This window comes from Leisingera sp. McT4-56 (genome assembly GCF_020514995.1).
GTDB classification, from domain to species: Bacteria; Pseudomonadota; Alphaproteobacteria; order Rhodobacterales; family Rhodobacteraceae; genus Leisingera; species Leisingera aquaemixtae_A.
This window is the reverse complement of the sequence record NZ_JAJALF010000002.1, coordinates 25,347-50,519: the sequence shown is the minus strand read 5'-3', so window position 1 is coordinate 50,519 and position 25,173 is coordinate 25,347. Positions and strand designations below refer to the sequence as shown.

General features: G+C 65.0%; 30 protein-coding genes. 15 read left to right on the top strand and 15 right to left on the bottom strand.

Annotated features, from left to right (window positions below; genetic code table 11):
- Nucleotides 1–5 precede the first annotated feature (5 nt).
- From LHL23_RS03655 to LHL23_RS03640, 4 genes are read left to right on the top strand one after another with little or no spacing between them, the layout of a single operon-like run.
- Nucleotides 6–881, top strand: a complete 876-nt coding sequence (locus tag LHL23_RS03655; RefSeq protein WP_226429036.1) for a formate dehydrogenase accessory sulfurtransferase FdhD — start codon at nucleotides 6–8, stop codon at nucleotides 879–881.
- A gap of 27 nt (nucleotides 882–908) precedes the next feature.
- Nucleotides 909–1,553: a molybdenum cofactor guanylyltransferase MobA gene (gene mobA, locus LHL23_RS03650; protein ID WP_226428835.1), complete on the top strand. Its 645-nt coding sequence runs from the start codon at nucleotides 909–911 to the stop codon at nucleotides 1,551–1,553.
- Nucleotides 1,550–2,041 (top strand): molybdopterin-guanine dinucleotide biosynthesis protein B, encoded by a 492-nt coding sequence (mobB, locus tag LHL23_RS03645; RefSeq protein WP_226428834.1) that lies wholly within the window; start codon nucleotides 1,550–1,552, stop codon nucleotides 2,039–2,041. The genes mobA and mobB overlap by 4 nt, the downstream gene beginning before the upstream one ends.
- A complete protein-coding gene (locus LHL23_RS03640; protein WP_226428833.1) occupies nucleotides 2,038–4,170 on the top strand; it encodes a molybdenum cofactor synthesis domain-containing protein in 2,133 nt (710 codons plus the stop codon). Before mobB ends, LHL23_RS03640 begins: the two co-directional genes overlap by 4 nt.
- Before the next feature lie 184 nt (nucleotides 4,171–4,354).
- On the opposite strand, the gene LHL23_RS03635 is transcribed toward LHL23_RS03640, so the two are convergent.
- From LHL23_RS03635 to LHL23_RS03625, 3 genes are all read right to left on the bottom strand, one after another.
- Nucleotides 4,355–5,389, bottom strand: a complete 1,035-nt coding sequence (locus LHL23_RS03635) for a hypothetical protein (protein ID WP_222479442.1) — start codon at nucleotides 5,387–5,389, stop codon at nucleotides 4,355–4,357.
- A gap of 19 nt (nucleotides 5,390–5,408) precedes the next feature.
- On the bottom strand, nucleotides 5,409–5,879 hold the full coding sequence (gene greA, locus LHL23_RS03630; protein ID WP_222479444.1) for a transcription elongation factor GreA: 471 nt from the start codon (nucleotides 5,877–5,879) through the stop codon (nucleotides 5,409–5,411).
- Nucleotides 5,880–6,124: 245 nt separating this feature from the next.
- On the bottom strand, nucleotides 6,125–6,505 hold the full coding sequence (locus LHL23_RS03625; RefSeq protein ID WP_226428832.1) for a VOC family protein: 381 nt from the start codon (nucleotides 6,503–6,505) through the stop codon (nucleotides 6,125–6,127).
- 98 nt (nucleotides 6,506–6,603) lie between these two features.
- Here LHL23_RS03625 and soxR point away from each other — a divergent pair, with 98 nt between their 5' ends.
- From soxR to LHL23_RS03605, 4 genes are all read left to right on the top strand, one after another.
- A complete protein-coding gene (soxR, locus tag LHL23_RS03620) occupies nucleotides 6,604–7,083 on the top strand; it encodes a redox-sensitive transcriptional activator SoxR (protein WP_174146155.1) in 480 nt (159 codons plus the stop codon).
- A gap of 168 nt (nucleotides 7,084–7,251) precedes the next feature.
- Entirely contained in the window at nucleotides 7,252–8,901 is a 1,650-nt protein-coding gene (locus tag LHL23_RS03615) for an electron transfer flavoprotein-ubiquinone oxidoreductase (RefSeq protein ID WP_222479448.1), read from the top strand.
- 136 nt (nucleotides 8,902–9,037) lie between these two features.
- Nucleotides 9,038–10,753 (top strand): tetratricopeptide repeat protein, encoded by a 1,716-nt coding sequence (locus LHL23_RS03610; protein ID WP_226428831.1) that lies wholly within the window; start codon nucleotides 9,038–9,040, stop codon nucleotides 10,751–10,753.
- Nucleotides 10,743–11,564 carry a 4-(cytidine 5'-diphospho)-2-C-methyl-D-erythritol kinase gene (locus tag LHL23_RS03605; protein WP_226428830.1) on the top strand — a complete coding sequence of 274 codons (822 nt, stop codon included), beginning with the start codon at nucleotides 10,743–10,745 and terminating at the stop codon, nucleotides 11,562–11,564. The genes LHL23_RS03610 and LHL23_RS03605 overlap by 11 nt, the downstream gene beginning before the upstream one ends.
- A gap of 181 nt (nucleotides 11,565–11,745) precedes the next feature.
- Here LHL23_RS03605 and LHL23_RS03600 read toward each other — a convergent pair whose 3' ends face one another.
- The gene (locus tag LHL23_RS03600; protein WP_226428829.1) at nucleotides 11,746–12,744 is read right to left on the bottom strand and encodes a polyprenyl synthetase family protein; all 999 of its coding nucleotides are present in this window, start codon (nucleotides 12,742–12,744) and stop codon (nucleotides 11,746–11,748) included.
- 57 nt (nucleotides 12,745–12,801) lie between these two features.
- Here LHL23_RS03600 and LHL23_RS03595 point away from each other — a divergent pair, with 57 nt between their 5' ends.
- Together LHL23_RS03595 and LHL23_RS03590 are read left to right on the top strand one after the other, a co-directional pair.
- On the top strand, nucleotides 12,802–13,017 hold the full coding sequence (locus LHL23_RS03595; RefSeq protein ID WP_039181733.1) for a putative signal transducing protein: 216 nt from the start codon (nucleotides 12,802–12,804) through the stop codon (nucleotides 13,015–13,017).
- 10 nt (nucleotides 13,018–13,027) lie between these two features.
- A complete protein-coding gene (locus tag LHL23_RS03590) occupies nucleotides 13,028–13,795 on the top strand; it encodes a tRNA1(Val) (adenine(37)-N6)-methyltransferase (protein WP_226428828.1) in 768 nt (255 codons plus the stop codon).
- 25 nt (nucleotides 13,796–13,820) lie between these two features.
- Here LHL23_RS03590 and LHL23_RS03585 read toward each other — a convergent pair whose 3' ends face one another.
- Nucleotides 13,821–13,979, bottom strand: coding sequence for a hypothetical protein (locus LHL23_RS03585; RefSeq protein WP_226428827.1), 159 nt, complete (start codon nucleotides 13,977–13,979; stop codon nucleotides 13,821–13,823).
- A gap of 51 nt (nucleotides 13,980–14,030) precedes the next feature.
- Here LHL23_RS03585 and LHL23_RS03580 point away from each other — a divergent pair, with 51 nt between their 5' ends.
- Nucleotides 14,031–14,204: a YdcH family protein gene (locus tag LHL23_RS03580; protein WP_222479456.1), complete on the top strand. Its 174-nt coding sequence runs from the start codon at nucleotides 14,031–14,033 to the stop codon at nucleotides 14,202–14,204.
- An 80-nt stretch (nucleotides 14,205–14,284) separates the two neighbouring features.
- On the opposite strand, the gene yddG is transcribed toward LHL23_RS03580, so the two are convergent.
- A complete protein-coding gene (yddG, locus tag LHL23_RS03575) occupies nucleotides 14,285–15,148 on the bottom strand; it encodes an aromatic amino acid exporter YddG (RefSeq protein ID WP_222479458.1) in 864 nt (287 codons plus the stop codon).
- The gene (locus tag LHL23_RS03570) at nucleotides 15,145–16,092 is read right to left on the bottom strand and encodes a transcriptional regulator GcvA (protein WP_226428826.1); all 948 of its coding nucleotides are present in this window, start codon (nucleotides 16,090–16,092) and stop codon (nucleotides 15,145–15,147) included. Before LHL23_RS03570 ends, yddG begins: the two co-directional genes overlap by 4 nt.
- 111 nt (nucleotides 16,093–16,203) lie before the next feature.
- On the opposite strand from LHL23_RS03570, the gene LHL23_RS03565 reads away from it, so the two are divergent.
- Nucleotides 16,204–16,353, top strand: a complete 150-nt coding sequence (locus tag LHL23_RS03565) for a hypothetical protein (protein WP_226428825.1) — start codon at nucleotides 16,204–16,206, stop codon at nucleotides 16,351–16,353.
- 79 nt (nucleotides 16,354–16,432) lie between these two features.
- Here LHL23_RS03565 and phbB read toward each other — a convergent pair whose 3' ends face one another.
- From phbB to LHL23_RS03525, 8 genes are all read right to left on the bottom strand, one after another.
- Nucleotides 16,433–17,155, bottom strand: a complete 723-nt coding sequence (phbB, locus tag LHL23_RS03560; RefSeq protein ID WP_222479465.1) for an acetoacetyl-CoA reductase — start codon at nucleotides 17,153–17,155, stop codon at nucleotides 16,433–16,435.
- Nucleotides 17,156–17,366: 211 nt separating this feature from the next.
- Nucleotides 17,367–18,542 (bottom strand): acetyl-CoA C-acetyltransferase, encoded by a 1,176-nt coding sequence (locus tag LHL23_RS03555; RefSeq protein ID WP_222479467.1) that lies wholly within the window; start codon nucleotides 18,540–18,542, stop codon nucleotides 17,367–17,369.
- 478 nt (nucleotides 18,543–19,020) lie between these two features.
- Nucleotides 19,021–19,860, bottom strand: coding sequence for an EAL domain-containing protein (locus LHL23_RS03550; RefSeq protein WP_226428824.1), 840 nt, complete (start codon nucleotides 19,858–19,860; stop codon nucleotides 19,021–19,023).
- A 126-nt stretch (nucleotides 19,861–19,986) separates the two neighbouring features.
- A complete protein-coding gene (locus LHL23_RS03545) occupies nucleotides 19,987–20,919 on the bottom strand; it encodes a sterol desaturase family protein (RefSeq protein WP_226428823.1) in 933 nt (310 codons plus the stop codon).
- Nucleotides 20,916–21,314, bottom strand: coding sequence for a hypothetical protein (locus LHL23_RS03540; RefSeq protein ID WP_226428822.1), 399 nt, complete (start codon nucleotides 21,312–21,314; stop codon nucleotides 20,916–20,918). The genes LHL23_RS03545 and LHL23_RS03540 overlap by 4 nt, the downstream gene beginning before the upstream one ends.
- A gap of 89 nt (nucleotides 21,315–21,403) precedes the next feature.
- Nucleotides 21,404–21,748, bottom strand: a complete 345-nt coding sequence (locus tag LHL23_RS03535) for a hypothetical protein (protein WP_222479475.1) — start codon at nucleotides 21,746–21,748, stop codon at nucleotides 21,404–21,406.
- 95 nt (nucleotides 21,749–21,843) lie between these two features.
- Entirely contained in the window at nucleotides 21,844–22,473 is a 630-nt protein-coding gene (locus LHL23_RS03530) for a hypothetical protein (RefSeq protein WP_226428821.1), read from the bottom strand.
- Between the two features lie 63 nt (nucleotides 22,474–22,536).
- Nucleotides 22,537–23,100, bottom strand: coding sequence for a TlpA disulfide reductase family protein (locus LHL23_RS03525; RefSeq protein ID WP_226428820.1), 564 nt, complete (start codon nucleotides 23,098–23,100; stop codon nucleotides 22,537–22,539).
- Between the two features lie 22 nt (nucleotides 23,101–23,122).
- On the opposite strand from LHL23_RS03525, the gene argH reads away from it, so the two are divergent.
- The 3 genes from argH (at nucleotide 23,123) to LHL23_RS03510 (ending at nucleotide 24,978) form a co-directional block, all read left to right on the top strand.
- Entirely contained in the window at nucleotides 23,123–24,517 is a 1,395-nt protein-coding gene (gene argH, locus LHL23_RS03520) for an argininosuccinate lyase (RefSeq protein ID WP_226428819.1), read from the top strand.
- Between the two features lie 36 nt (nucleotides 24,518–24,553).
- On the top strand, nucleotides 24,554–24,733 hold the full coding sequence (locus tag LHL23_RS03515; RefSeq protein WP_222479483.1) for a hypothetical protein: 180 nt from the start codon (nucleotides 24,554–24,556) through the stop codon (nucleotides 24,731–24,733).
- A gap of 92 nt (nucleotides 24,734–24,825) precedes the next feature.
- Entirely contained in the window at nucleotides 24,826–24,978 is a 153-nt protein-coding gene (locus LHL23_RS03510; RefSeq protein ID WP_222479485.1) for a hypothetical protein, read from the top strand.
- The last annotated feature ends 195 nt before the right edge of the window (nucleotides 24,979–25,173 follow it).

Here is a 25,173-nt window from a genome sequence, read left to right as displayed (position 1 = left end):
TGAGTATGGATATCACGTCAGAATATCTGATCGCCCCCGGTGTCTCCGACCCGCGGCTAACGCGCGCCGTCACCGGTGTCGACCAGAATGGCGAGCAAAGCGAGATCGCTGTGGTCGAGGAGCGCCCGCTGACCATCTTCCTGAACTCGCAGGAAATTGTCACCGCGATGACCATCGGCGACTACCCGGAATATCTGGCGCTCGGCTTCCTGCGCAACCAGCGGATGCTGCGCGACGAGGATGAGGTGACCCGCGTCGATTATGACGAGGACCTGGAAACAGTGGTGGTGCGCACCGCGGTAGAAACCAGCCACGAGGAGAAGCTGAAGAAGAAGACCCGCACCTCCGGCTGCGCGGTCGGCACCGTCTTCGGCGACATGATGGAGGGGCTGGAGGACGTGCGCCTGCCGCGGGCCGAGGTCCGCACCTCCTGGCTGTATGCACTGGCGCATAAGATCAACCGCACGCCTTCGCTCTATCTGGAGGCTGGCGCCATCCATGGCACCGTGCTCTGCCAGCAGGACCGCCCGCTGGTCTATATGGAGGACGTCGGCCGCCACAACGCGGTGGACAAAATTGCCGGCTGGATGCTGTCGGAGCAAGCCGAGGCCGCGGACAAAATCCTTTACACCACAGGTCGGCTGACCTCTGAGATGGTGATCAAGACCGCGATGATGGGCATCCCGGTGCTGGCCTCGCGCTCCGGCTTCACCGCCTGGGGCGTGGAGATTGCGCGCGAGGTCGGTCTCACCCTGATCGGCCGGATGCGCGGCCAGCGGTTCATCTGCCTCTCGGGCGAGGAGCGCCTGGTGCGCGACATGGACCCCAAGGACGCGCCGGTGGAGGAGAAAAAACACAGGCGGAAGAGTGCGGACGGCTAACCGGAGGCCGGCTCTGGAGGAGAATAAATGACAGAACAGAAGCCTTTGGGCGTTATCCTCGCAGGCGGCCTTGCCACCCGGATGGGCGGCGGCGACAAGGGGCGGCTGCTAGTCCGCGGCCAAAGCCTGCTGTCCCGTGTCGTAGACCGCCTGTCGCCGCAGGTCGCAGGCCTGGCGCTCAACGCCAATGGCGATCCGGAGCGGTTTGCCGACCTGGGGCTGCCGGTCATTGCCGACTCGATCGAAGGCTATGCCGGTCCGCTTGCGGGCGTGCTCGCAGGTCTCGACTGGGCGGCAGAGCAAGGCGCGGACACCATCGTCACTGCCGCTGCCGACACGCCCTTCTTTCCGCAGGACCTAGTGGCCCGGCTGACCGCAGCAGCCAATGGCATGGACCAGCCGCTGGTGCTCGCCACCACACCGCGCACCGGCGACGAGGCGCTGAAATCCGGCGGCGGCAAGCGCATCAACCGGCACCCGGCCTTCGGCCTCTGGCCCGTCGCCCTGCGCGATGACCTGCGCGCGGCGTTGCAGGACGGATTGCGCAAGGTCGTGCTCTGGACCGACCAGCACGGCGGCCGCGAAGCGCTGTTTGAGGCAGACCCCTTCGACCCGTTCTTCAACATCAACACGCCGGATGATCTGGCCCGGGCGGAGGCGCTGCTGAAGTGAAGATCTACGGCGTCACCGGCTGGAAGAACAACGGCAAGACCGGGCTGATGGAACGGCTGGTGGCGGAGTTCTGCGCCCGCGGATTCTCCGTTTCCACCATAAAGCACGCCCACCATGCAACGGACGTGGACCAGCCCGGCACCGACAGCCACCGCCACCGCCAGGCCGGCGCGTCAGAGGTGGTGCTGGCCTCAGCCGGCCGCGTCGCCATCATGCAGGAACTGCGCGGCGCGGCAGAGCCGCCGCTGGCGGAGCTGCTGGCCCGTCTCAATCCGGTCGATCTGGTGCTGGTGGAGGGCTTCAAACGCGAACCGCATCCCAAGATCGAGGCCTTCCGGCAGGCGGCAGGCACCGAACTGATTGCGCTGCGGGACCCCAGCATCCGGGCCGTCGCCAGCGACACCCCGCTGGAGCTGGACCGCCCGGTGTTCGATCTGAACGACACGTCAGCGATCGCGGATTATATCCAGGCGGAATTGGGGCTGTGACCCCCTTTGATACCGTCCTGGCCGTCGACTGGTCCGCGGCCAAGCGCAAGCCCCGGCGCCCCAGCAAGGACGCGATCTGGCTCGGTGTGGCGCGCGGCGGCACCGCGGAGCAGCCGGTTTACTGCCGCAGCCGGATGGAGGCAGAGGCATGGATCAGCAGCTTTCTCGCCGAGGAAAAGGCTGAGGGGCGGCGGGTGCTGGCGGCTTTTGATTTCCCTTTCGGATACCCGCGGGGATTTGCGCGCCGGATTACCGGATCGGATGACCCCTTCGCCCTTTGGCAATGGCTGGAAGAACGGATCGAAGACGCAGAGGACGGCAGCAACAACCGGTTCGGCGTCGCCTCCGAGATGAACCGGAAGTTTGGCGGCGCCGGTCCGTTCTGGGGCACGCCCGATGAAGCAAGCTGGCCGGACATTCCATATCGCAAGTTCGGGATAACCTATGAGGACGTGGCGGAACGGCGCAGCGCGGATCTGGCAGCCAAGGCGGCCTCCTCCTGTTTTCAGCTGTTTTTCAATCCGACGGTTGGCAGCCAGGTTCTGATGGGGCTGCCGGTGCTGCAGCGGTTGCGGCTCCGGCACAAGGCCGCGGTTTGGCCTTTCGAGAATGTTGCGAACGCGCAAATTGTGTTCGCGGAAATTTGGCCAGGATTGATCGAGCCGGCCGTCAAGGCTGCAATGGCAGTTGCAGGCCGGGAAGAAATACGCGACCGGGTGCAAATGCGGCTGTTGTCGCAAACGCTCAGCCGTATTCCGGCAGAAGAGCTTGCCGGAATGCTGGCATCAGCGCCGCAGGAGGCACAAGAGGAGGCTTGGATATTGGGCACAGGGCACGAGGACCGCTTGAATGCACTGGCTGCGGATGAGGCGGGCGGGCTGACGCCGCCGCCGCTCAGCAACGATTGTTTTGCCCTGCCTGCGGGCGTGGACTGGACCCCGGTCGATGACGCGCTGGCGTTGCTCCGGGGCAGGCTGGGGCCGGTGACCGGCGCAGAGACCGTGCCGCTGACAGATGCGCTGGGCCGGGTGCTGGCAGAGGATGCACTGGCCAAACGCTCCAACCCGCCGCTGCCGAACACGGCGGTGGACGGCTACGGTTTTGCCGGCGGCCGCGAGGCGGGTCCGCATGTGCTGCCGCTGGTGCAGGGCCGGGCCGCTGCCGGGGTGCCGTTTGACGGCACCGTGCCCGAAGGCAGCGCCATCCGGGTCCTGACCGGCGCGGCGCTGCCCGATGGCGTGGACACGGTGATCCTGGAGGAAGACGTCAACACTGACGGCACCCGGATCGCCTTCAACGGCCCCCTGAAGCACGGCGCCAACACCCGCAAGGCGGGCGAGGATGTCTGCGCAGATGAGGTCATCCTGCCCGCAGGCCGGGTCATCACCCCTGCCGATCTCGCTCTGGCCTCAGCCACCGGGCTGGCAGAGCTTACGGTGCGGCTGCCGCTGCGCGTGGGTGTGCTCTCCACCGGCGACGAGCTGGTCGAAGCCGGGGAACCCGCAGGCAAGGGGCAGATTTTCGATGCCAACCGGCCAATGCTGCTGGCGCTGATCCGCCAGCTGGGATTTGTGCCGGTGGACCTGGGCAAGGCGGAGGACGACCGCGGGGCGCTGCGGGCGCATCTGGACGGCGCTGCGGTGCAAACGGATGTGATCCTGACCTCCGGCGGTGCGTCCGCCGGGGACGAAGACCACATGTCGGCGCTCTTGCGCGAGGCGGGCGCGATGCAGGAATGGCGCATTGCGCTGAAACCCGGCCGGCCGCTGGCGCTGGGCATGTGGCAGGGCACGCCGGTTTTCGGGTTACCGGGCAATCCTGTGGCGGCGCTGGTCTGCACCCTGATCTTTGCCCGCCCTGCCATGGGGCTGATGGCCGGTGCCGGCTGGCAAGAGCCGCAAGGCTTCGAGGTGCCGGCCGCTTTCGAAAAGCGCAAGAAACCGGGCCGCCGCGAGTACCTGCGGGCGCGGGTGCGGGACGGCCGTGCGGAGGTGTTCAAATCCGAGGGTTCCGGCCGCATCAGCGGTCTCAGCTGGGCGGAAGGATTGGTGGAGCTTGGCGACGGCGCCGCTGAGATCAAGCCCGGCGATCCGGTTCGCTTCATCCCTTACGGCAGTTTCGCGATGTAGGCGCAGCGCTCCCGCCCGCGGCCCGGCGCATCACAGATGCTTGCCCGCCTTTGGGCCGGGCGCAGCGCTGGCGCGCGGCGGGACGCCCGTCTTTTTCATCTTTCCGGAAAATACTCGTGCCGGCTGCCCTGCAGGCGGCTTTGCCGTCGGCAGGGGAGGCAGCGGACCGCCAGTGCCGCCCCGATCAGTCGAAGGTCCCGGCCACCCGGCCCAAAAGCATGAAGGCGCGGGCGGTGCGGGTGTTTCCAAGCGCGGAAATCTCGCCGTCGGTGGCCTCGGCCTCGAAATCCGCAAACATCTGGTCGAACCGGCGCAGGAAGTGGTGCGCCGCGTCGCGGAAGATCGGGTCCTGCTTCATCCGCGCCGCGGTCAGCGCCAGAGAGGTGCGGTCGCGCACGCCGCCAAGCGCCGCCACCGCGCGGCCGCGCGCGCCCTGGCCGAACTGGCGCCAGATCTCGGGCCGGGCCATGTCGGGGCGCAGGTCGTCCATGTAGATGCCGTCCTGGCTCAGCAGCGTCAGCACATCCTGCGCCGCCTGGATCACCTGCGCCGCCTTGCGGTCGCGCAGCGCCGCGCGCAGGGCGGCAAAGCCTTCCTCGTCCTCGGCGGTTTCCGGGAAGTTCAGCGCCCGAATGAACTGCTCGGCGGGCAGCGGCGGCACGGTGTCCGCCGCCTGGGTGCCCAGCGCCAGCGAGCCCTGCTCGGCAGCGGTCATCTCTGCCGCCTCGGCCGGGATGGCCGGGCGCAGCGGGTTGGCGCGGCGGCTGGTGTGGAAGGTGGCCAGCGCGGTCTCGGTCTTGCGGGTGGCTTCGGCGATTTCCTCCAGCCGCTTCGCGACCGAGGTCTCGGCCACCGCCGCATGCTGCTGGGCCTGGGCAAGGTAGCTCTGGCGCAACCCGTCGATGGCGGCTTGCAACTGCTCGCTCTCCTCCCGCATCACCCGGGCCGAACGCGCAGCAGAGGCCGCGACCCAAAGCATCGCCAGCGGCAGCACCACCGCCAGCACGCTGGTGATCAGATCCGCCCACTGTGACAGGCCGGTATCTTCCGGCGCAAGGACATAGAAGCCCACCGCCGCCAGCAGCCACAATGCGCCGAGGGCGATGGCGGCCATCTCGGCCCCGCCCAGCCCATTGCCGGCAGGCCCCTCGAGCCGCCGCAGCGGGCTGCCGCCTGCGGGACGGGAACCGGAGCCGGGACTGCTGCTGGAGCCTGTCATCACCACTCGGCCTCTCGGATCAGGAATAGACGATCTTGAGAATCTCATAGGCGCGCTCGCCGCCGGGCGTGCGCACTTCCACACTGTCGCCTTCGTCCTTGCCGATCAAGGCGCGCGCGATCGGGGATTTGATGTTCAGAAGGCCCGCTTCGATGTTGGCCTCATGCTCGCCCACGATCTGCCAGGTCTTTTCCTCGTCGGTGTCCTCGTCCACCACCGTCACCTTGGCGCCGAACTTGATGGCGCCGGACAGCTTGGCCGGGTTGATCACATCGGCCAGCGACAGGATGCCTTCCAGCTCCTTGATGCGGCCCTCGATGAAAGACTGCTTTTCGCGGGCCGAGTGGTATTCGGCGTTTTCCGACAGATCGCCCAGCTCGCGGGCTTCGGCAATCGCCTGGATGATGGCCGGGCGCTCCACGGATTTGAGGTTCTTCAGTTCGCTTTCCAGGGCGGAGAAACCCGCCGGGGTCATCGGGATCTTTTCCATGTGATTGGTCCAGGTCGCTCTATTGTTCTTGTCTCTATGAAAACCGCAGCCCCGCAGCATGAGCCGCGGGGCCTCCGGTCCGGTTGACAATTACCTGACCCAATCCTGCGCCCGATTTCAAGTGGCCGCAGAGGCCCGCCGGACGCAATTCCGCCTAACCGTGCAGATTATGCGGGTTTTCCACAGGTTTGCGCGAAAAAATGCCGTGCGGGGCGGCGGCAGGCGCCGCCGCCGGCCGCAACAGCTCAGTCATATTGCACCGCCTCGTACTCGATGCCGTTCTCATCGTGAAAGTAGAACCGGCGGCCCGGTTCGTAATCGCCGTGGTTCATCGGGGTGAACCCGGCGGCCTTCACCGCGGCCTCGGTGGCGTCCAGATCCTCGACGATCACCGCCAGGTGGTTCAGCCCGCCGATGATGCCATAGCTTTCCGGCGCTTGGCCTGCCGCAGTGCGCGGCGTGTAAAGCGCGAGGTAGCTGTTCTCGCCGCCCACATGCACGGTATAGCCGCCGTTCTTGGCCTCGCCCTGCCAGCGCACATGCCAGCCAAAGATCTTTTCCATCCAGGCGGCGGTGCCATTGGGATCTGCCACGGTGACATTTGCGTGTTCCAATACTGCGCTCATTGAAAAACTCCTTTTCGGCTTGAGCAATACTGTTGATGCGACTCACCGTAATTCCTAAACCTAACTTTAGCTCAAGAGATTTCTTCAGGGAGGTTGCCATGCCCCAGTCCGCCGGGATTTCCATCGGCTATCTGGCCGAACGCACCGGCCTCGCGGTGTCCGCGATCCGCTACTACGAGGCGCAAGGTTTGGTGGAGCCCTGGCGCAACGCAGGCGGCCAGCGCCGCTTTCACCGGGCCGACATCCGGCGGCTCAGCTTCGTCATGATCGCCCAGCAGTTCGGTTTCTCGCTGCCGGAAATCCGCGGCTTTCTCAAAAGTCTGCCGGGCAGCCGCACTCCGACCAAGGAGGACTGGGCCTGCATTTCGGACACCTTCCGCAGCCACCTGGACCAGCGAATCGAAACCCTGGTCAAACTGCGCGACAATCTGGACGGCTGCATAGGCTGCGGCTGTCTTTCGCTTCCGAATTGCAAACTTTACAACCCCGAAGACCGGGCGGCACAGAAGGGGCAGGGACCCCGATACCTGATGGGAGACCGGCCTGAGACAGAAGCTGAGGCGGAAAATGCTCCTTGAGTGACGAAAATGGACGCACTTTTTGTCTCAGTTGCCTGTTTTACAGGTGTTTGACGCGGAGTTTGGATTGACCCATAGGGGCGCCAAACGCTAAGCACCGCGAAAGAAAATTGCGCCCGCAGACTGTTGTGGGGCCGGTAGCGAATAGAAAGCCAAGGAGCGCCGCAAATGGCCGAGATTGAACGCGAAGCGATGGAATACGACGTGGTGATCGTCGGGGCCGGCCCTGCTGGTCTGTCTGCGGCCATCCGCCTGAAACAGCTGGACGCCGACCTGCAGGTCGTGGTCCTGGAAAAAGGCTCCGAAGTGGGCGCGCACATCCTGTCCGGCGCGGTGCTGGACCCCTGCGGCCTGAACGCGCTGATCCCCGACTGGAAGGAAAAGGGCGCACCGCTGAACGTGGAAGTCAAGGAAGACAACTTCCTGATGCTGGGCGAGGCCGGCAAGGTCCGCATTCCCAACTTCCCGATGCCGCCGCTGATGAACAACCACGGCAACTACATCGTTTCCATGGGCAACGTCTGCCGCTGGATGGCAGAGCAGGCCGAGGAAATGGGCGTCGAGATCTTCCCGGGCATGGCCTGCTCCGAGCTGGTCTACGGCGACAACGGCGAAGTGAAGGGCGTGGTTGCCGGCGAGTTCGGCAAGAACCCCGACGGCACCCCCGGCCCGGCCTATGAGCCCGGCATGGAGCTGCACGGCAAATACGTCTTCCTGGGCGAAGGCGTGCGCGGCTCGCTCTCCAAGGAAGTGATTGCCAAATACGGCCTGTCGGACGGCAAGGAGCCGCAGAAATACGGCGTCGGCATGAAAGAGATCTGGGAGATCGACCCGGCCAAGCACAAGGAAGGCACTGTCACCCACACCATGGGCTGGCCGCTGGGCTCCAACGCGGGCGGCGGCTCGTTCATCTACCACCTGGACAACAACCAGGTTTACGTGGGTTTCGTGGTGCACCTGAACTACAAGAACCCGCACCTGTTCCCCTACATGGAATTCCAGCGCTTCAAGCATCACCCGGTGGTTGCCGACCTGCTGAAGGGCGGCAAGCGCGTGGCCTACGGCGCCCGTGCCATCACCGAGGGCGGCTGGCAGTCGATGCCGAAACTGGTGGCGCCGGGCGTTGCGCTGCTGGGCTGTTCCGCGGGCATGGTCAACGTGCCGCGCATCAAGGGCAACCACAACGCGATGCTGTCGGGCAAGGCCGCAGCCGAAGCCGCCTATGACGCGATCAAGGCGGAGCGTTCGGGCGATGAACTGACCGCCTATGAGGCCGACGTGCGCGACGGCGCCATCGGCAAGGACCTCAAGATGGTCCGCAACGTCAAGCCGATGTGGTCCAAGTGGGGCCTCACCGCCTCGCTGGCGCTGGGCGGCCTGGACATGTGGACCAACAACCTGTTCGGCTTCTCCTTCTTCGGCACCCTTGGCCACGGCAAGAACGACGCCCAGTCGACCGAGGAAGCCTCCAAGCACAAGCCCATCGACTACCCCAAGCCCGATGGTGTGCTGTCCTTCGACCGCCTGACCAACGTCAGCTTCTCGATGACCAACCACGAGGAAAGCCAGCCCTGCCACCTGCGCCTGGGCAACCCGGACACCCCGATCCAGGTCAACCTGCCGAAGTTCGCGGAACCGGCGCAGCGCTACTGCCCGGCCGGCGTCTACGAGGTGGTCGAAAAGGACGGCAAGCCGGAGTTCGTGGTCAACTTCCAGAACTGCGTCCACTGCAAGACCTGCGACATCAAGGACCCGTCCCAGAACATCACCTGGACCACGCCGCAGGGTGGCGACGGCCCGAACTACCCGAACATGTAACGGGAACGTTAGGTTTCCGGCGGGCTTTTGCCGGATTTTATGGGGCGGTCCTTGGACCGCCCCATTGCGTGTTGACGGGCGCCGCACTACGCTTTCTTAGAAGAGCAAAGAGCAGTAAACCGTAAGGGGGTCCCCAGTGCCCGTATCCATTCTTCGCACCCTGTCCTGTGCGGCCCTGATGGCCGCCGCCGCCGCACCCGCCGTGCAGGCCGAAGGACTGGCGGGATCCTATCTGGCCGGGCGGGCCGCGACCTACGACAGCGATTTCGCCGCCGCGGCGCTTTATTACACCCAGGCGCTGGCGCGCGACCCGCAGAATCCGCTCCTGATGGAAAACGTGGTGTTTGCGCAGCTCGCCATGGGCAAGGCCGACCTGGCGGTGCCGGTGGCCGAACGGCTGCGCCAGACCGGCGCCCGCAGCCAGGTGGCCAATATCGTCATTGCCGGCGGCTATGCTGCCAAAGGCAACTACCAGGCAATCCTGGACCGGGATCTGGAACAGGAGGCGATTCACCCGCTGGTCGATGGCCTGCTGCAGGGCTGGGCGCATATTGGCGCGGGCTCCGTGTCCAGTGCTCTGACCGCCTTTGACAGGCTCGCCAAGGACGGCAGCCTGAAACCCTTTGTGCTCTACCACCGCGCCTTGGCGCTGGCCTCTGCCGGCGACTATGGCGGGGCAGAGGAGCTGTTTGCCGCCGAGGACGGCCGCCTTGCAACCCTCAGCCGCCGCGCCGCGGTGGCGCGGGTCCAGATCCTGTCGCAGCTGGGCCGCAATGAAGACGCCCGCGGCGCGCTCAAGGCCGCCTTCGGCAGCAGTTTCGACCCCGGGCTTGAGGCGCTGGACGCGCAGCTCGCCGCCGGTGAAACCCTGGCCTTTACCATTGCCCCCAGCCCGCAGGACGGCATTGCCGAGGTGTTCTTCACCCTCGGCGCTGCGCTGAACGGCGATACCGCCAACGACTATGTGCTGATGTATGCCCGCATGGCCGCCTCGCTGCGCCCTGACCATGTGGACGCCATCCTGCTCAGCGCGGGCCTGCTGGACCAGCTGGGCCGCTATGAGCTGTCGGTTGCTACCTACAAACAGGTGCCGAGCCACCACCCGGACTACCACGCCGCCGAAATGGGCCGCGCCGAGGCGCTGCGCCGCGCCGCCAAGCCGGATGCGGCCATCGAGGTGCTGGAGAAGCTGGCCCGCGACTTCCCGGCGCAGTCCAGCGTCTACATCAGCCTCGGCGACCTGCTGCGCCAGCAGGAGGATTACGCCGCCGCGGCCCGCGCCTATGACAAGGCGCTCGCCAATACGCCCGAAGATTCCGGCAGCCGCTGGTTCCTGCTCTACGCCCGCGGAATCTGCCACGAGCGCTTGGACCAGTGGGAGCAGGCCGAGGCTGACTTCCGCGCCTCTCTGGAACTGGATCCGAACCGGCCGCAGGTGCTGAACTACCTCGGCTATTCGCTGGTCGAGAAGAGCAGCAAGCTGGACGAAGCGCTGGACATGATCGAACGCGCCGTCGCGGCCCGGCCCGATTCCGGCTTCATCGTCGACAGCCTGGGCTGGGTGCTTTACCGCATGGGCCGCTTTGACGAGGCCGTCGCCCATATGGAGCGCGCGGTGGAGCTGATGCCGGTCGACCCGGTGGTCAATGACCACCTTGGCGATGTCTACTGGGCCGTGGGACGCGCCCGCGAGGCGGAGTTCCAGTGGAAGCGGGCGCTTTCCTTCATCGACCCGGAGGATGCCGACGGCGAGGCCGACCCCGAGCGCATCCGCCGCAAGCTGGAAGTGGGCCTAGACGCCGTTCTCGCCGAGGAAGGCGCCCAGCCCCTGAAGGTCGCCAATGGCGGCTGAGGTCTTTGCGCCTGCCAAGATCAACCTGACCCTGCATGTGACCGGCCGCCGCGATGACGGCTACCACCTGCTGGACTCGCTGGTGGTCTTTGCGGATACCGGCGACCGCCTGCAGCTCGCGCCGGGACCGGAACTGTCGCTTGAGGTTTCCGGCCTGTTTGCCGAGGGCGTGCCCGCAGATCGCAGAAATCTGGTCTGGAAGGCCGCTGCCGGCGCGGGCTGGACCGGCCGGATCAGCCTGGATAAGCAATTGCCGCATGGGGCGGGTATCGGCGGCGGATCATCGGATGCCGCCGCAGTCCTGTGCACGCTGGCCGGGCAGGGCGCCAGTATCCCCGAAGCACTGCCCTTATCGCTGGGCGCCGATGTGCCGGTCTGCATGGTGGCCCGCGCGGCGCGGATGCAGGGCATCGGCGAACAGGTCACTCCGGTGGAATTGCCCCAGCTGCACGCGCTCTTGGTCAATCCGGGCGTACATGTGCCCACCGGCCCGGTGTTTTCCGCACTCGCCTCACGCGAGAACCCGCCAATGCCGGACGTCATCCCGTCCTTCAGCTCGGCTGAAGAGTGTGCGGCCTGGCTGGCAGAGCAGCGCAACGACCTGGAGGCCCCGGCCCGGAAGCTCGCCCCCGTTATCGACCGGACCCTCGCGGACCTGCAAAGCTCCCGCCAGTCCTTGCTGGCACGCATGTCCGGCTCGGGCGCCACCTGCTTTGCGCTCTATCCTACGAAAAAGGCGGCCCATATGGCCGCCTATGAAATCGGCGCAGAGCATCCCGAGTGGTGGTGCAGCGCGGTCACCCTGACTTGAACCGCCCCTTTGTGCACAGGGATCTCCCGCCCGCGGCTCAGCGCATCACAGATGCTTGCCCGCCGTTTGGCCGGGCACCGTGCAGGCGCACGGCGCGGCACTGCGATGCCTATTCACCTTTGTGGAAATACTCCGGGGGTGAGGCCGAAAGGCCAAGGGGGCAGCGCCCCCTGGCCCGGTGTCAATTCAGCCGCGACACCACGTAGTCGGCCAGATCGCTCAGCATCGTGCGGATCTCGTGGTCGGGCAGCACCTCCAGCGCAGCCCGCGCCTTGGCGGCCCAGCCATAGGCGTCCTCGCGGGTGGCTTCCAGCGTCTTGTATTTCGCCATCAGCGCCAGCGCCAGCTCCAGGTCTCCGTCTTCCTGCTTGCCCTTCTCGATGGTGCGGGTCCAGAAAGCGCGCTCCTCGTCCGTGGCCTGCGCCACTGCCTTGATCACTGGCAGCGTCAGCTTGCGCTCGCGGAAATCGTCGCCGACGTTCTTGCCGGTTGCCTTGCTGTCGCCCTGGTAGTCCAGCAGGTCATCGGCAATCTGAAAGGCGATCCCCAGCGCGTCGCCGTACTCGAACAGCGCCTTTACTTGATCCTCTGGTGCGCCGGCAATCACTCCGCCCACCTCGGTTGCGGCCGAGAACAGCGCCGCGGTCTTGCCGCGCACCACCTGCAGATAGACCTCCTCGTCGGTCTTCAGGTTCGACGCCGCGGTCATCTGCAGCACCTCGCCCTCGGCAATGGTGGCAGAGGCATTGGCCAGGATGTCCAGCACCCGCAGGCTTTCCGTCTCGACCATCAGCTGGAAGCTGCGGGCAAACAGGTAATCACCCACCAGTACTGAGCTCTTGTTGTCCCACAGCAGGTTTGCGGTCGGCCGACCGCGCCGCTGGGCGCTTTCATCGACCACATCGTCATGCAGCAGGGTGGCGGTGTGGATGAACTCCACTGTCGCCGCCAGTTTCAGGTGATGGTCGCCCTCGTAGCCGCACAGCCGTGCCGCGGCCAGCGTCAGCATCGGCCGCAGCCGCTTGCCGCCCGCCTCGACGAGATGCGCAGTCACCTCGGGAATGCGCGGCGCGTGCTTGGAGGCCATCCGGGTGCGGATCAGCGCGTTCACCGCGTCCAGCTCCTGGCTCAGCGTTGCGGCCAGCATCTCATGCGGTTTCCTGGTCATCACTTGGTCCATCACTTTCCCGCTCGCAAGTCTCGACAAGGGGGACGCCTTGCCCTTAGATCCATCCCCATGAAAGAGCTTCTGCGCAGCACCGATCCGACGATCATGGCCTTTGCCTCGGCCCTCCTTGAGGGTGAGGATATAGACTGCTTTCAAATGGACGTAAATATGAGCATCCTGGAAGGCGGGATCGGAATTTTCCCGCGCCGTCTGATGGTTCACGAGGATGACTACGACGCTGCCGTGATCGTGATGCGCGACAATGAAATCCCGCTTGGCCGATGAGGCCCGTACGATGACGGCCTTTTCCGATGATGAGCTGACCCGCAACGGCTTTCTCGGCGGCAGGGTGCAGCTGTGGCAGCCGGTCAAGGGCTACCGTGCCGGGGTGGACCCGGTGCTGCTGGCGGCGGCGGTGCCCGTGCGGGCAGGGGAGGCAGTGCTGGAACTTGGCTGCGGCGCCGGCCAGGCGCTGCTGTGCCTGGGCGCGCGCGTGCCGGGGCTGTCGCTGGCCGGGGTGGAGCTGCAGGCGCCGTATGCGGACCTTGCCCGGCGCAACGCCCAAGCCAACGGTCAGGATATCGAAGTTTTCGAGGCCGACCTTTCCGCCCTGCCGGAGGCATTGAAACAGCGCCAGTTCGGCCACGTCATCGCCAACCCGCCTTATTACAAGGCCGGCACCCACAGCCAGGCCCGCGACGACGGCCGCAAGGTTGCACTGGGGGAGGGCACGCCGCTGGCGGACTGGATCGCCGCCGCCGCCCGCCGCCTTGCGCCCAAGGGCTACCTGCACATGATCCAGCGCGCCGACCGGCTGCCGGACATGCTGGCGGGCTGCGGCAGCGTGCTTGGCTCGGTAGAGGTGCTGCCGCTGGCGCCGCGCGAGGCCCGCGCAGCGGAGCTGGTGATCCTGCGCGCGCGCAAGGGCGGGCGGGCGGATTTCCGGCTTCATGCGCCGCTGATTCTGCATGAAGGCGCCCGGCACCAACGCGACGGGGACAGCTACCGGCCCGGAATCCGCGCCGTTCTGCGCGACGCGGCCTCCTTGCCCTGGCCCCTCTGAGGCGCAGTTTTCCGGCGGCGCAAAGTTAGGCGCGCGGTCTGCCGGTTTCAACCTTTGGCGAATCAAAATCAGCTGGTTTCTGCCGGAATGCGCCGCCGCCTGCAGCAAAATGCGCGGCGCATAGCCGATATGAAAATTTCATGACAAAAATAGTGCGGCTGCAGCGTGACAGACGCGTAAACATGTGCTCCACTCTTTCTGTCAAACACATCTAGCTCAATAAAGGAGGGTTGCCATGAGCCTCAGCTCGCATCTGACCGAACTTAAGAAGAAGCACGAGCATCTGAGCATGGAAGTGGAACAGGCCCAACGATCGCCGAGTAGCGATGATCTAGAAATCGCAGCAATGAAAAAGCAGAAGCTGAAGCTGAAGGAAGAGATTACGCGCCTGACAGCCGAAGCAGTCTAAAGAGTTCCCGCCGGTGCGGATAACCGGCACAGCAAAACGGAGGGCCTGCCAGCGCGGCGGCCCTCCTTTCGTTTCCGGAGTTACTTGGTGGCGCTCGCCCGTGCCGCAATCAGCGCGCCGCCAGTGATCAGCGCCGCCGCCAGCGCCAGCCCCCAGGATGCTGCGGCAATCCCCGCCAGCACCAGGATCAGGGTCGACAGCAGTGGCGCAGCGTATGAGCTGGTGCCGAGCATCTGAATGTCGCCCTGCTTGACGCCGATGTCCCAGACATAGAACGCCAGCCCGACAGGGCCGAGCCCCAGCAGCAGGGTCGAGACCCAGCCCAGCGTGCCATCGGGCCACACGGTCTCCTCCAGCGCGAAATGCAGCCCCCAGGAAGCCACGGCAGTGGCCAGGCAGAACACCGCGACCGAACTGGTCGGCGCCCCGCCCACCAGCCGCGACAGCACCGAGTAGCCGGACCATGTCAGCGCGCATAAGAGCGCCAGCCCGTAGCCCGGCAGATACTGCGCCTCAAACCCGCCTCCGCCGCCGGAAATGATGGTGGCCGCCCCGGCAAAGCCCAAGCCAGCCCCGATCAGATGCCCCGCCTTCAGCTTCTCGCCGGGCAGCAGGCCGGAAAACAGCACGATCAGCAGCGGCCACAAATAGGCGATCAGCCCGGCCTCCGCCGCCGGGGCCAGCCGCAGCGCAGAGAAATAGAGCGCGTGATAGCCGAACAGCCCCAGGGTGCCGAAGAGATAGACCCTCAGCGGCACATGGCGCAGCTGCCCCAGCTTGCCCGCCGCCGCGGTCCAGATCATCCCCAGCGTGCCGCCGATGGTGAAGCACAGCGCATTCAGCAGCAGCGGCGGGGTTGGTTCCGAGCCGACGGTCAAAAGCGCCAGCAGCGCCCACAGCAATACAGCGATGAAACCGATGGCGGTCGCACGGGTCTTGGTCATTGGGATTGCAGATCCTGAATCGGGATAATCTTGATGTCGCCCCACATATGCGCGGTTTTCTCGATCTCCGCAAAGTACCACTCGCGGAAGGCCGCGATCTGCGGCCGGTCCTTGGCTTCCGGCAGGCACAGGAAGCGGAACCGCGCGTCTGACTGGATGGCGATCTTGAAGGGGGCCACCAGCCGCCCCTCCCGCACGTCCTTGATGATCAGCGGCCGCCGCCCCAGCGCAACGCCCAGCCCCGCGCAGGCCGCATCGATGGCATGATCGGGGGCGGAGAAATGGGTGCCGCTGGTGGGGGTAAAGCCAACCCCCGCCGCCTGGAACCAGGTCGGCCAGTCGCAGCCCGGGGCCACCTTGCTGATGGAATCATCAAAGATCAGCGGCGCGCTCATCAGCGACTCGGGAGTGGGAAACTGTTCATGCAGCTCCGGCGTCATCACGGGCGTCAACCAGTCGGGCCGGGTGCCATAGGACGCGAGCCCCGCGTCGTCCGACACTCCGAAACGGATCGCCACATCCACATCGCCGCGGCGCAGGTCCACCACCTTGAGCGACGCCGACAGCCGCAGCTCGATCTCTGGATGGCTGCGGGCAAATTCGAACAGCCGCGGCGCCAGCCATTTTGCCGTCAGCGCGGGCCCTGCGGTCACCGTCAGTGTGGTTTCATCCAAGAGCCGCCGGGTGTCCTGCCAGGCCTGGCTCAGCAGGCGGAAGCCCTCGTCCGCGCCGGGCGCCAGCGTCCGGCCCGCCTCGGTCAGCTCCACCGCGCGGTTCAAGCGGCGGAACAGCGGCTGGCCCAGATGCTCCTCAAGCGATTTGATCTGAAAGGACAGCGCGGCAGGCGTCACGTTCAGCTCCTCCGCTGCCTTGGCAAAGGACATGTGGCGGGCTGCAGCGTCAAAGGCACGCAAGGCAGTGAGAGGGGGCAGGCGGTCAGACATTTCACATAAGTATACCTTAACTGAAGCTCTGCAAAGTCTCGTTTGTCACTTTGACGGAACGTCCTCATATTGGGTCCAGGTAAAGGATACTGATCCGAAAGGAGGCCTGAAATGCTGGAATATTCTGCTGATGCCGCCGTGAAGTCCGCCATGGCCCGCGCCCACGCTGAACGCGGCCAGGCGCTGAAACGGGCCTGGACCTGGCTGTTCGGCAAGCGCCCGGTGCCAGCCCTCCGCCCCAAGGTTTCCCGCTGGGCCTGAGCGCGCAAGCGTCCTTACGGGATAGGAAAAGGGCCGGTCCATCTGGACCGGCCCTTGCCGTTTCTGCTGATGAATTGGATCAGACGAAGAACTGCGCGCCGTTGGCGGAAATGGTCGAGCCGTTGATGAAGCCCGAGTCGTCGGACGCCAGGAAAGCCACGCAGCGGGCAATCTCTTCCGGCTCGCCCAGGCGGCCGGCCGGGATCTGGCCGATGATCGCTTCACGCACCTTCTCCGGCACCGCCATCACCATCTCGGTGGCGATATAGCCGGGGCAGACCGCGTTGGCGGTGATGCCGGCGCGGGCACCTTCCTGGGCCAGCGATTTCACGATGCCCAGGTCGCCTGCCTTGGTGGCGGCATAGTTCACCTGTGCGAACTGGCCTTTTTGGCCGTTGATCGAGGAGATCACGATGACGCGGCCGAACTTGCGCTCGCGCATGCCGGGCCAGATCGGGTGCACGGTGTTGAAGACGCCGGTCAGGTTGGTGTCGATCACCTCCTGCCACTGCTGCGGCGTCATCTTGTGGAACGGCGCGTCGCGGGTGATGCCGGCATTGGCCACCACGATGTCGATCGGGCCCATTTCCTCTTCGACCTTGGCGATGCCCGCAGCGCTGTCCTCATAGCTGCCGACGTTCCACTTGTAGGTCTTGATGCCGGTTTCCTCGGTGAATTTAGCCGCGGCTTCGTCATTGCCGGCATAGGTCGCAGCGACGTTGCAGCCCTGCGCCTTCAGCGCCTGGGAAATTGCTGCGCCGATGCCGCGGGAACCGCCGGTGACGAGTGCAGTACGTGCCATTCGAGAATCCTCCAGTATTGGTCACTTGGTAATCTTGCTACAGTTTTCACTGCCGGGGAGCAACAATATTGCGCAGGGAATTCGCTGCGGTGCCGCGTAAAAATTGTCGCACCCGCCGCGCAGGTCTTGCTGCAGTTGCATTATAGCCTTTGATTGTAAAAGAAAAAGGACGCCGCGAGGGCGTCCTTCACTTTTTGCGGTTTTGCGCCGATTACGGGCGCTCAACGCACATCGCAACGCCCATGCCGCCACCGATGCAAAGGGTGGCAAGGCCTTTTTTGGCGCCGCGGCGCTTCATTTCGAACAGCAGGGTGTTCAGCACCCGGCAGCCGGAAGCGCCGATCGGGTGGCCGATGGCGATGGCGCCGCCGTTCACGTTGACGATCGACGGATCCCAGCCCATGTCCTTATTCACGGCGCAGGCCTGAGCGGCAAAGGCTTCGTTGGCTTCGACCAGATCCAAGTCGTTCACCGACCAGCCGGCCTTTTCCAGCGCCTTGCGGGAGGCATAGACCGGGCCGACGCCCATGATCGACGGGTCCAGGCCCGCGGTGGCATAGGAGGCGATGCGGGCCAGCGGCTCAATGCCGCGGCGCTCGGCCTCATCGGCGCTCATCAGCAGGGTGGCGGCGGCGCCGTCGTTCAAACCGGAGGCGTTGGCCGCGGTGACGGAGCCGTCCTTGGTGAAGGCCGGGCGCAGCTTCTGCATCGCTTCGATGGTGGCGCCGTGGCGGATGTACTCGTCCTGGTCCACCACGATGTCGCCCTTGCGGGTCTTGACGGTGAAGGCGGCGATCTCATCGGCGAACTTGCCGGCCTTCTGCGCCGCTTCCGCCTTGTTCTGCGAAGCAACCGCAAACTCGTCCTGCATGTCGCGGGAAATCTGCCACTGCTCGGCCACGTTCTCGGCGGTCTGGCCCATGTGGTAGCCGTTGAAGGCGTCCCACAGCCCGTCGCGGATCATGGTGTCGATGTATTTCATGTCGCCCATCTTGTGGCCGGCGCGCAGATGCGCGGCATGGGGGGACAGGGTCATGTTTTCCTGGCCGCCGGCCGCCACGATGGAGGCATCGCCCAGCTGGATGTGCTGCGCACCCAGCGCCACGGCGCGCAGGCCGGAGCCGCAGACCTGGTTGATGCCCCAGGCGGCGCTTTCCTTGGGCAGGCCTGCGTTGATGTGCGCCTGGCGGGCCGGGTTCTGGCCCTGGGCCGCGGTCAGCACCTGGCCGAGGATGGTCTCGGACACCTCGGATTTATCCACGCCGGCGCGTTCCACCACGGCTTCCAGCACCGCAGCGCCCAGGTCATGGGCCGGGGTGTTGGCGAACGAGCCGCCAAAGGAGCCGACGGCGGTGCGCGCGGCGGATGCGATTACAACATTGGTCATTGATTTCTGGTCCTCTGCCATCAATTCAGGTCTCACGGCGAGCGCCGCGCAAACAAATATGCGGTGTTTGCGCAAGAATCTTTCCCGAGTCCTGCGGGTGCCGACATAATCTATTGCTGCACCTGCAGCAATTGACAGCCTGTCTCAGGCGGGGCGGAAGAGTCAACCGCGAGATGCGCCATGGCTTGCAGGATTTCCGTCAGCCGGGGCGGGCGGCCGGCAAAACGGCCGGGGCCGCCGCAGCCAGGGACCGGGCAGGCTGCCGGAAAGCCCATGGGAAAACATCGGGTTGGCCGCAGGCGGGATGGACGGTGCCAGCCTCAAACTGCAGTTGGCGGCGCGTTTTTGATACGCTGAGACCCGCTCAGCCGGTCAGCGGGGCGGGCCAGGGCTTGGGCCGCGGCTGCGGCGGCAGGCCGCACGGCACAGTTCGCGCTGGCAGGCGGTGTCGCCCTGCGCGTTGGCCCCGGCGCGGCGCCTAGCCGGCTTTCTTGCCCTGCTTCATGTCCTCGATCCAGGGCGGCGAGACCGAGGGCGCGCCGAACAGGTAGCCCTGCAGGCAGTCGACGCCGTTTTCCACCAGAAACTCCGCGTCCTCGCGGCTTTCGACTGATTCCGCGACCACGAACATGTCGAACTGCTTGGCAATGCCGATCAGGGCGCGGACAACCGACTGGTTGTCGTGGCTGGCGTGGATGCCGCGCACGAACTGGCCGTCGATCTTGACCGCGTCGAAGAAGAACTGGCGGAAATGCCCGATCGCGGTGGTGCTGGCGCCGAAGTTGTCGAGCGCGAAGGAGATCCCGTGCTGCTGCATCCGGCCCATGAAATCGGTGACCAGTTCCGGCGCCGCCATGGCAGAGGCCTCGGTGATTTCCAGCACCAGCCGTTCGCCCAGCGTGGCGTCGCGTTTCAGGAACCGGTCCAGCACTTTGTTCCAGCGCTGATAGCCGATGGAGCGGGCGGACATGTTCACCGACAGGCGGATCTGCGGATATTTCTCCAGCGCCCGCAGCCCGTGCTGCAGCGCCAGGCAGTCCATTTCGCGGCCGATTTCCTTGTCCTCGACCACATGGATGAACTCGCGCGCGGGGATCACCCGGCCGGTTGGATCCAGCACCCGGATGTAGCCCTCGTAAAAGGCGACGCCGTGCGGCGGCATCGCCTGCATGATGGGCTGATAGGCCAGCACGGTCTGATTGTGGCGCACAGCCTCCGCGACCATGTCCAGGGTCGACCGGTCGCGGCCCGCAACCGCCGCGTTCAGCGGGCTTTCGGCGCCTTCGGGAAGATCTGCCATCGCATGTCGTTTGTTCATGTGTTTCCGGGACCCTGTTTGCGGCAAGATTGGGGGCAGTATGATGCTCCCGGCAGCCTGCCGCAAAAGGGTTGAGGCAGGATTAAAGATCGAATTTGAATGATCTGCCCGCGGCGGCGCCGGCGGTCAGCCGCTGAAGCCGGGGGTGCCCGCATCCTCGGGGTGGCGTGCCAGATGCGCGGCCTTGATCCCGGCCGAGGTGTCGCGGCTGCCGTCGTGGCTGTAGCCGGGCGGCGCAAAGGCATAGAGCAGCCGCTGTTTCCAGGTCAGGCCGGGCTGCGCCATGTCCTTGAAAATGCCTGCCCATTCATGAAAGGCGACGCGCAGCGGATTGAAGGTGGCGATGTTGTGGACCAGCCCGTAATCGGGGCGGTCGTGGTCCTGCTCCGGCACGAAGGTGCCGAACATCTTGTCCCAGATGATGAAGACGCCGGCATAGTTGCAGTCCAGATAGCGCGGGTTCCTGCCGTGGTGGGCGCGGTGATGGCTGGGCGTGTTCATCACCGCCTCGAACCAGCGGGGCAGGCGGGTGACCGCTTCGGTGTGGATCCAGAACTGGTAGATCAGGTTCAGCCCGCCGCAGAACAGCACCAGCGCCGGGTGGAACCCCAGCAGCACCATCGGCGCCTTCACGATCATCATGAAGGTAAAGGTGCCGGTCCAGGTCTGCCGCAGGGCGGTGGTCAGGTTGTAGTGCTGGCTGGAGTGGTGATTCACATGCGACGCCCAGACCCAGCGCACCCGGTGGCCGAACCGGTGCACCCAGTAATAGCGCAGGTCATCCAGCACGAAGCAGGCCAGCAATGCCCAGACCGAGGTTCCCATGTCCAAGGGCGTCAGCTGCCACAGGAACATGAACAGCGCCCAGGCAATGAAACCCAGCAGCAGCCCCTCCGCCACGCTGCCCGCCCCCATGATCAATGAGGTCACGGCATCGCGGGTCTCATACCGGCCGCCGCGCTTTTTCAGGGCGATCCACAGGACCTCAGCCAGGATCGCGGCAATGAAGAACGGCACTGCCAGCTGGGTCGCATCGGGGTAATGGACGGGATCGGTCATGCGGCCTCCGCTGCGGTTGCAATCTGCGCCAGCCAGGTTCGGCGTTCGCGCTCCGGCAAGGGCAGCGAGAGGCCGGGGGCCGCGAAGTCATTGAAATCAAAGCGCAGACCGGTGCTGGTTTCGCGGACCTGGCCGATGGCCAGATGGCGGCCAGCGGTGTCGGCGCCAAAGGCCCAGAGCAGCCCTGGCCCGCCTTCGGTCAGCACCAGCGCGGCCCGTCCGCTGGCGGCGGGCAGCACGGTGATCACACTGTCCCCGGGAAAGTGGCGCAGCCAGTCAGCGCGGGCGCTGGCAGCGGTCAGAACCACCTGCCGGGAGCGTCCTGTCAGATGCAGCAGCACGGCAATTCCAGATATCCCGCCCAGAACCAGGGCCAGCAGCAGTTCCAGCGGCATGCGCGTCCTCCCGCGGGCAGACTGGCGGCCCGCCGGGAAGCTGTCAAAGGTGGCGTGGGGTCAAGCAGTCAGGCAAAGGGCGGTGCTGCCTAGTCCGGCGCCGTGACTGCGTGGTGGTACTGCGGCAGCACTTCCATCTGCACCACCCGTTCGACAAAGGGCACCAGCCCCTCCGGCCCGGAAGCGCGGTCCTTGAGGTGGATGCAGACATCGGGCCTGAGCGACGCGATGATGCCGATCAGATCGCCGCGGATCTGGTCGTCCAGCCCGGCCCCCATGATCACGCAGCCGATGCGCGGCTCGGTTTCCAGCTGGCGCACCACTTCGGAATGGTCGTGCGCGCCAAGCCATTGGATCGGCAAATGGTCCAGCTGCTCGGCCACATTGCCGATCACATGCGGCAGCTTTCCGATCAGTAGCACAACAGGTTTCATTTCACTCTCCACCCAATACACAAGTGGGGGCGCCCTGCGCGGGCGTCCCTCGGTTTAAGGGTAGTGCGAAATTCTGCCGGGTCAGTGGGCGGCTGTCAGGGCTTCGTAACGTGGATAACGCGGCAAGTGCCGCTTTCGTCACTCATGACATTCTGAACGAGGTGAGCACCAGTATTCTTGTTTATTTGTTCCACACTCTGTTCACAAAAACGAATGGCGGTAGCTCTTGCTTCGATTTCAGAGTGCTGATTGCGGCTATAGCCGGGAGCACCGTATTCAGTCGTAGCAAATGCGCTGAATGTGCCATCTTTATGCGACATTTGGTACTTTCGGAACAGGCGATTCCCTGCCTGGCTAAGAGTGATACCTTTACCGTTTGAGGGTGACTTGGGACCGACCGTTGCATAAAGCTGGCAATTGGACGGGTTTTGAGATTTTAGATGGCAGGACTTCCTGGCAGTTTGCTTCGCAAGTTCCATGTTTCTGGTATCCCAAAACTCACCCCCGACGTCTTCCTGGATGTTGAGATACAAGGCTCCATAAAAGTCAGCGTTTTTCTTGAAATAGGTGAACTGCTTTTTAACTTTGCCTTTTAGGCGCTCTTCAGAATGAACCGTTACTTTAGGTTTTGTGCCTTCAAGTAAAATTTCTTCTGCCAAAGCATATGTGGTTATCGATGACAGTGCCGTTACGATCACTGCAGCGTTCAAAAAGTGCTTCCTCACGAACTTAGTCTCCTGGAGCCGCCAATTTGGCCCCAAGCTACTCACTTGAAATTCAAGCGCAAGCTACTTTGAGGCGATCATCGCCTGAACAATCGCCTTGGCGCTGTCCGAGTTCCACTCGGCATCGCCCAGGAGCCGCGCAACCTCGTTGCCGTCACGGTCCAGCAGCACCGTGATGGGCAGACCGATCACTGCCATTTCCCGCGCCAGCGCCTGTTGCGGGTCCTGGTGGCGGGGCAGGCTGTTGATGCCGTTCTCGTCAAAGAATTTCTGGATGCCCGCCGGAGAATTGCGCCCCGTCGCGATGGTCAGCACTTGGAAATCCTCGCCGCCAAACTCCTGCTGCAGCTCTTCCAGCTGCGGCATTTCCTTGCGGCAAGGGGCGCACCAGGTGGCCCAGAAGTTCAACAGCACGATCTTGCCCTGGTAATCTCCCAGGGTTGCGGTGCCCTGCTCATCCTCCAGGTTGAAGGCTGTGGCGGAAACCGGCTTGGGCTCGGCATGCACCACCAGTTTCTTCATCGAGCCGTCGCGCAGCGCTTCCAGCTGCGCCTGATCCGCCGCAAAGGCGGCATTTGCACCCAAGGTCAGGGCCATATAAAGGGAAAGCTGACGAAACAGACGCATTTTATCTCCGGGGTTCCACACCATGACAGATCAATCCTCGAACCAGATGTGGGGCGGCCGCTTTGCCGCTGGCCCGGACGCGATCATGGAGGCGATCAACGCCTCGATCGGGTTCGACAAGCGGATGGCAGCACAGGACATTGCCGGCTCCAGGGCCCATGCGGCGATGCTCGCCGCCACAGGCGTCATTACGGATAATGATGCCGAGGCCATTCGGGAAGGGCTGCTCACCGTTTTGTCAGAGATCGAGGGCGGAACCTTCCAGTTTTCCACAGCACTTGAAGACATCCACATGAATGTGGAGGCCCGCCTGAAGGAGATCATCGGCGAGCCCGCAGGCCGCCTGCACACCGGCCGCAGCCGCAATGACCAGGTGGCGACCGATTTCAAACTCTGGGTGCGCGACCAACTGGACGCAGCCGAAAGCGGCCTCTTGGCGCTGATCCGCGCGCTTCTGTCGCAGGCCGAGGCCGGCGCCGATTGGGTGATGCCGGGCTTCACCCACCTGCAGACCGCGCAGCCGGTGACCTGGGGCCACCACATGATGGCTTACGTCGAGATGTTCGGCCGCGACCTCAGCCGCGTGCGCGACGCCCGTGCGCGCATGAACGAATCGCCGCTGGGCGCGGCGGCGCTGGCCGGCACCTCCTTCCCGATCGACCGGGAGATGACGGCATCGGCGCTGGGCTTTGACCGCCCGGCCGCCAACTCGCTGGATGCGGTTTCCGACCGCGACTTCGCGCTGGAGTTCCTCAGCACCGCCTCGATCAGTGCCGTGCATCTCAGCCGCTTTGCCGAGGAGCTGGTGATCTGGTCCTCGGCCCAGTTCCGCTTCGTGACGCTCAGCGACCGCTTCTCCACCGGCTCGTCGATCATGCCGCAGAAGAAGAACCCGGATGCGGCTGAGCTGATCCGCGCCAAGGTGGGCCGGATCTTTGGCGCCAACACCGCGCTGATGATGGTGATGAAGGGGCTGCCGCTGGCCTATTCCAAGGACATGCAGGAAGACAAGGAACAGGTCTTCGATGCTGCCGACAACTGGATGCTGGCGCTGGCGGCGATGGAAGGCATGGTCAAGGACATGACCGGCAACCGCGAGAGCCTGGCCGCGGCTGCGGGTTCCGGCTTCTCCACTGCCACCGACCTGGCCGACTGGCTGGTGCGGGTGCTGAAGGTGCCGTTCCGCGATGCCCACCATGTGACCGGCACGCTGGTTGCGATGGCCGAGCAGCGCGGCTGCGACCTGCCGGACCTTTCGCTGGCGGACATGCAGGGCGTTCACGAAGGCATCACAGAGGACATCTTCTCTGTGCTCGGCGTCGAAAACTCGGTAAACTCGCGTATGTCCTACGGCGGCACCGCGCCCGCCCAGGTGCGTGCGCAGGTGGCCCGCTGGACAGAGATGCTGGCAGGCTGAGCCCCGCAAGGGGCGGCCGCGGCAAGGAGGCAGACAATGCGCAACATGATCTTTGCTTTGCTGGGGCTGATGGTGCTGTCGGCCTGCGGCGCCGACGGCGAGCCGGTGCAGCCGACCCTGAACGCCGGTGTCGGCGTCGGCAGCGGCGGCGGCGTCCACGTCGGCGGCGCTGTGGGACTGCACAAGGGGCCGCTCAGCGTGTTTCTGGGCTTCTAGCGCCCGGCGCCCTTGATGCAGCGCAGCTGAGCAACCACTTCAGAACCGCCCCCGCCGCTGTGCCGGGGCGGTTTTCATTTGAGGATGTTGCGATGAAAACAACGTTTGCTGTGCTGGCCCTAATTGGCCTGGCGGCCTGTGAAACCGGCGCGCCGGCGGCAAACCCGCCGCAAAAGCATGAACCCGCGGCAACCGGTATCAAAGTGTCCGGTTATGCCCGCGCCGGGGTGTCCGGAACGTTCTAAAAACACAGATAATGGCCGGAGCGGGTATCTTTCCCGTCCGGTTGCCGCCTGCTTTGGTGTGTTCCGTATCTGATATGCTGAACATCAGCAGTTAGGAGTGGCGGCGCCGCCAAGGGGCGGAGGCGGGACGGGAGGGGTTCTCCCGCACGCGAAACGTCGTCTGTGCGTGCCCGTGCCAATGGGCCCTGTTCCAAA

Coding starts and splice junctions, on each gene's coding strand:
- LHL23_RS03655 (WP_226429036.1), top strand. CDS start 6: ATGGATATCACGTCAGAATATCTGATCGCCCCCGGTGTCTCCGACCCG.
- mobA (WP_226428835.1), top strand. CDS start 909: ATGACAGAACAGAAGCCTTTGGGCGTTATCCTCGCAGGCGGCCTTGCC.
- LHL23_RS03635 (WP_222479442.1), bottom strand. CDS start 5,389: ATGACAGGCTCCAGCAGCAGTCCCGGCTCCGGTTCCCGTCCCGCAGGC.
- greA (WP_222479444.1), bottom strand. CDS start 5,879: ATGGAAAAGATCCCGATGACCCCGGCGGGTTTCTCCGCCCTGGAAAGC.
- LHL23_RS03625 (WP_226428832.1), bottom strand. CDS start 6,505: ATGAGCGCAGTATTGGAACACGCAAATGTCACCGTGGCAGATCCCAAT.
- soxR (WP_174146155.1), top strand. CDS start 6,604: ATGCCCCAGTCCGCCGGGATTTCCATCGGCTATCTGGCCGAACGCACC.
- LHL23_RS03615 (WP_222479448.1), top strand. CDS start 7,252: ATGGCCGAGATTGAACGCGAAGCGATGGAATACGACGTGGTGATCGTC.
- LHL23_RS03605 (WP_226428830.1), top strand. CDS start 10,743: ATGGCGGCTGAGGTCTTTGCGCCTGCCAAGATCAACCTGACCCTGCAT.
- LHL23_RS03600 (WP_226428829.1), bottom strand. CDS start 12,744: ATGGACCAAGTGATGACCAGGAAACCGCATGAGATGCTGGCCGCAACG.
- LHL23_RS03595 (WP_039181733.1), top strand. CDS start 12,802: ATGAAAGAGCTTCTGCGCAGCACCGATCCGACGATCATGGCCTTTGCC.
- LHL23_RS03590 (WP_226428828.1), top strand. CDS start 13,028: ATGACGGCCTTTTCCGATGATGAGCTGACCCGCAACGGCTTTCTCGGC.
- LHL23_RS03585 (WP_226428827.1), bottom strand. CDS start 13,979: ATGTTTACGCGTCTGTCACGCTGCAGCCGCACTATTTTTGTCATGAAA.
- LHL23_RS03580 (WP_222479456.1), top strand. CDS start 14,031: ATGAGCCTCAGCTCGCATCTGACCGAACTTAAGAAGAAGCACGAGCAT.
- yddG (WP_222479458.1), bottom strand. CDS start 15,148: ATGACCAAGACCCGTGCGACCGCCATCGGTTTCATCGCTGTATTGCTG.
- LHL23_RS03570 (WP_226428826.1), bottom strand. CDS start 16,092: ATGTCTGACCGCCTGCCCCCTCTCACTGCCTTGCGTGCCTTTGACGCT.
- LHL23_RS03565 (WP_226428825.1), top strand. CDS start 16,204: ATGCTGGAATATTCTGCTGATGCCGCCGTGAAGTCCGCCATGGCCCGC.
- phbB (WP_222479465.1), bottom strand. CDS start 17,155: ATGGCACGTACTGCACTCGTCACCGGCGGTTCCCGCGGCATCGGCGCA.
- LHL23_RS03555 (WP_222479467.1), bottom strand. CDS start 18,542: ATGACCAATGTTGTAATCGCATCCGCCGCGCGCACCGCCGTCGGCTCC.
- LHL23_RS03550 (WP_226428824.1), bottom strand. CDS start 19,860: ATGAACAAACGACATGCGATGGCAGATCTTCCCGAAGGCGCCGAAAGC.
- LHL23_RS03545 (WP_226428823.1), bottom strand. CDS start 20,919: ATGACCGATCCCGTCCATTACCCCGATGCGACCCAGCTGGCAGTGCCG.
- LHL23_RS03540 (WP_226428822.1), bottom strand. CDS start 21,314: ATGCCGCTGGAACTGCTGCTGGCCCTGGTTCTGGGCGGGATATCTGGA.
- LHL23_RS03535 (WP_222479475.1), bottom strand. CDS start 21,748: ATGAAACCTGTTGTGCTACTGATCGGAAAGCTGCCGCATGTGATCGGC.
- LHL23_RS03525 (WP_226428820.1), bottom strand. CDS start 23,100: ATGCGTCTGTTTCGTCAGCTTTCCCTTTATATGGCCCTGACCTTGGGT.
- argH (WP_226428819.1), top strand. CDS start 23,123: ATGACAGATCAATCCTCGAACCAGATGTGGGGCGGCCGCTTTGCCGCT.
- LHL23_RS03515 (WP_222479483.1), top strand. CDS start 24,554: ATGCGCAACATGATCTTTGCTTTGCTGGGGCTGATGGTGCTGTCGGCC.
- LHL23_RS03510 (WP_222479485.1), top strand. CDS start 24,826: ATGAAAACAACGTTTGCTGTGCTGGCCCTAATTGGCCTGGCGGCCTGT.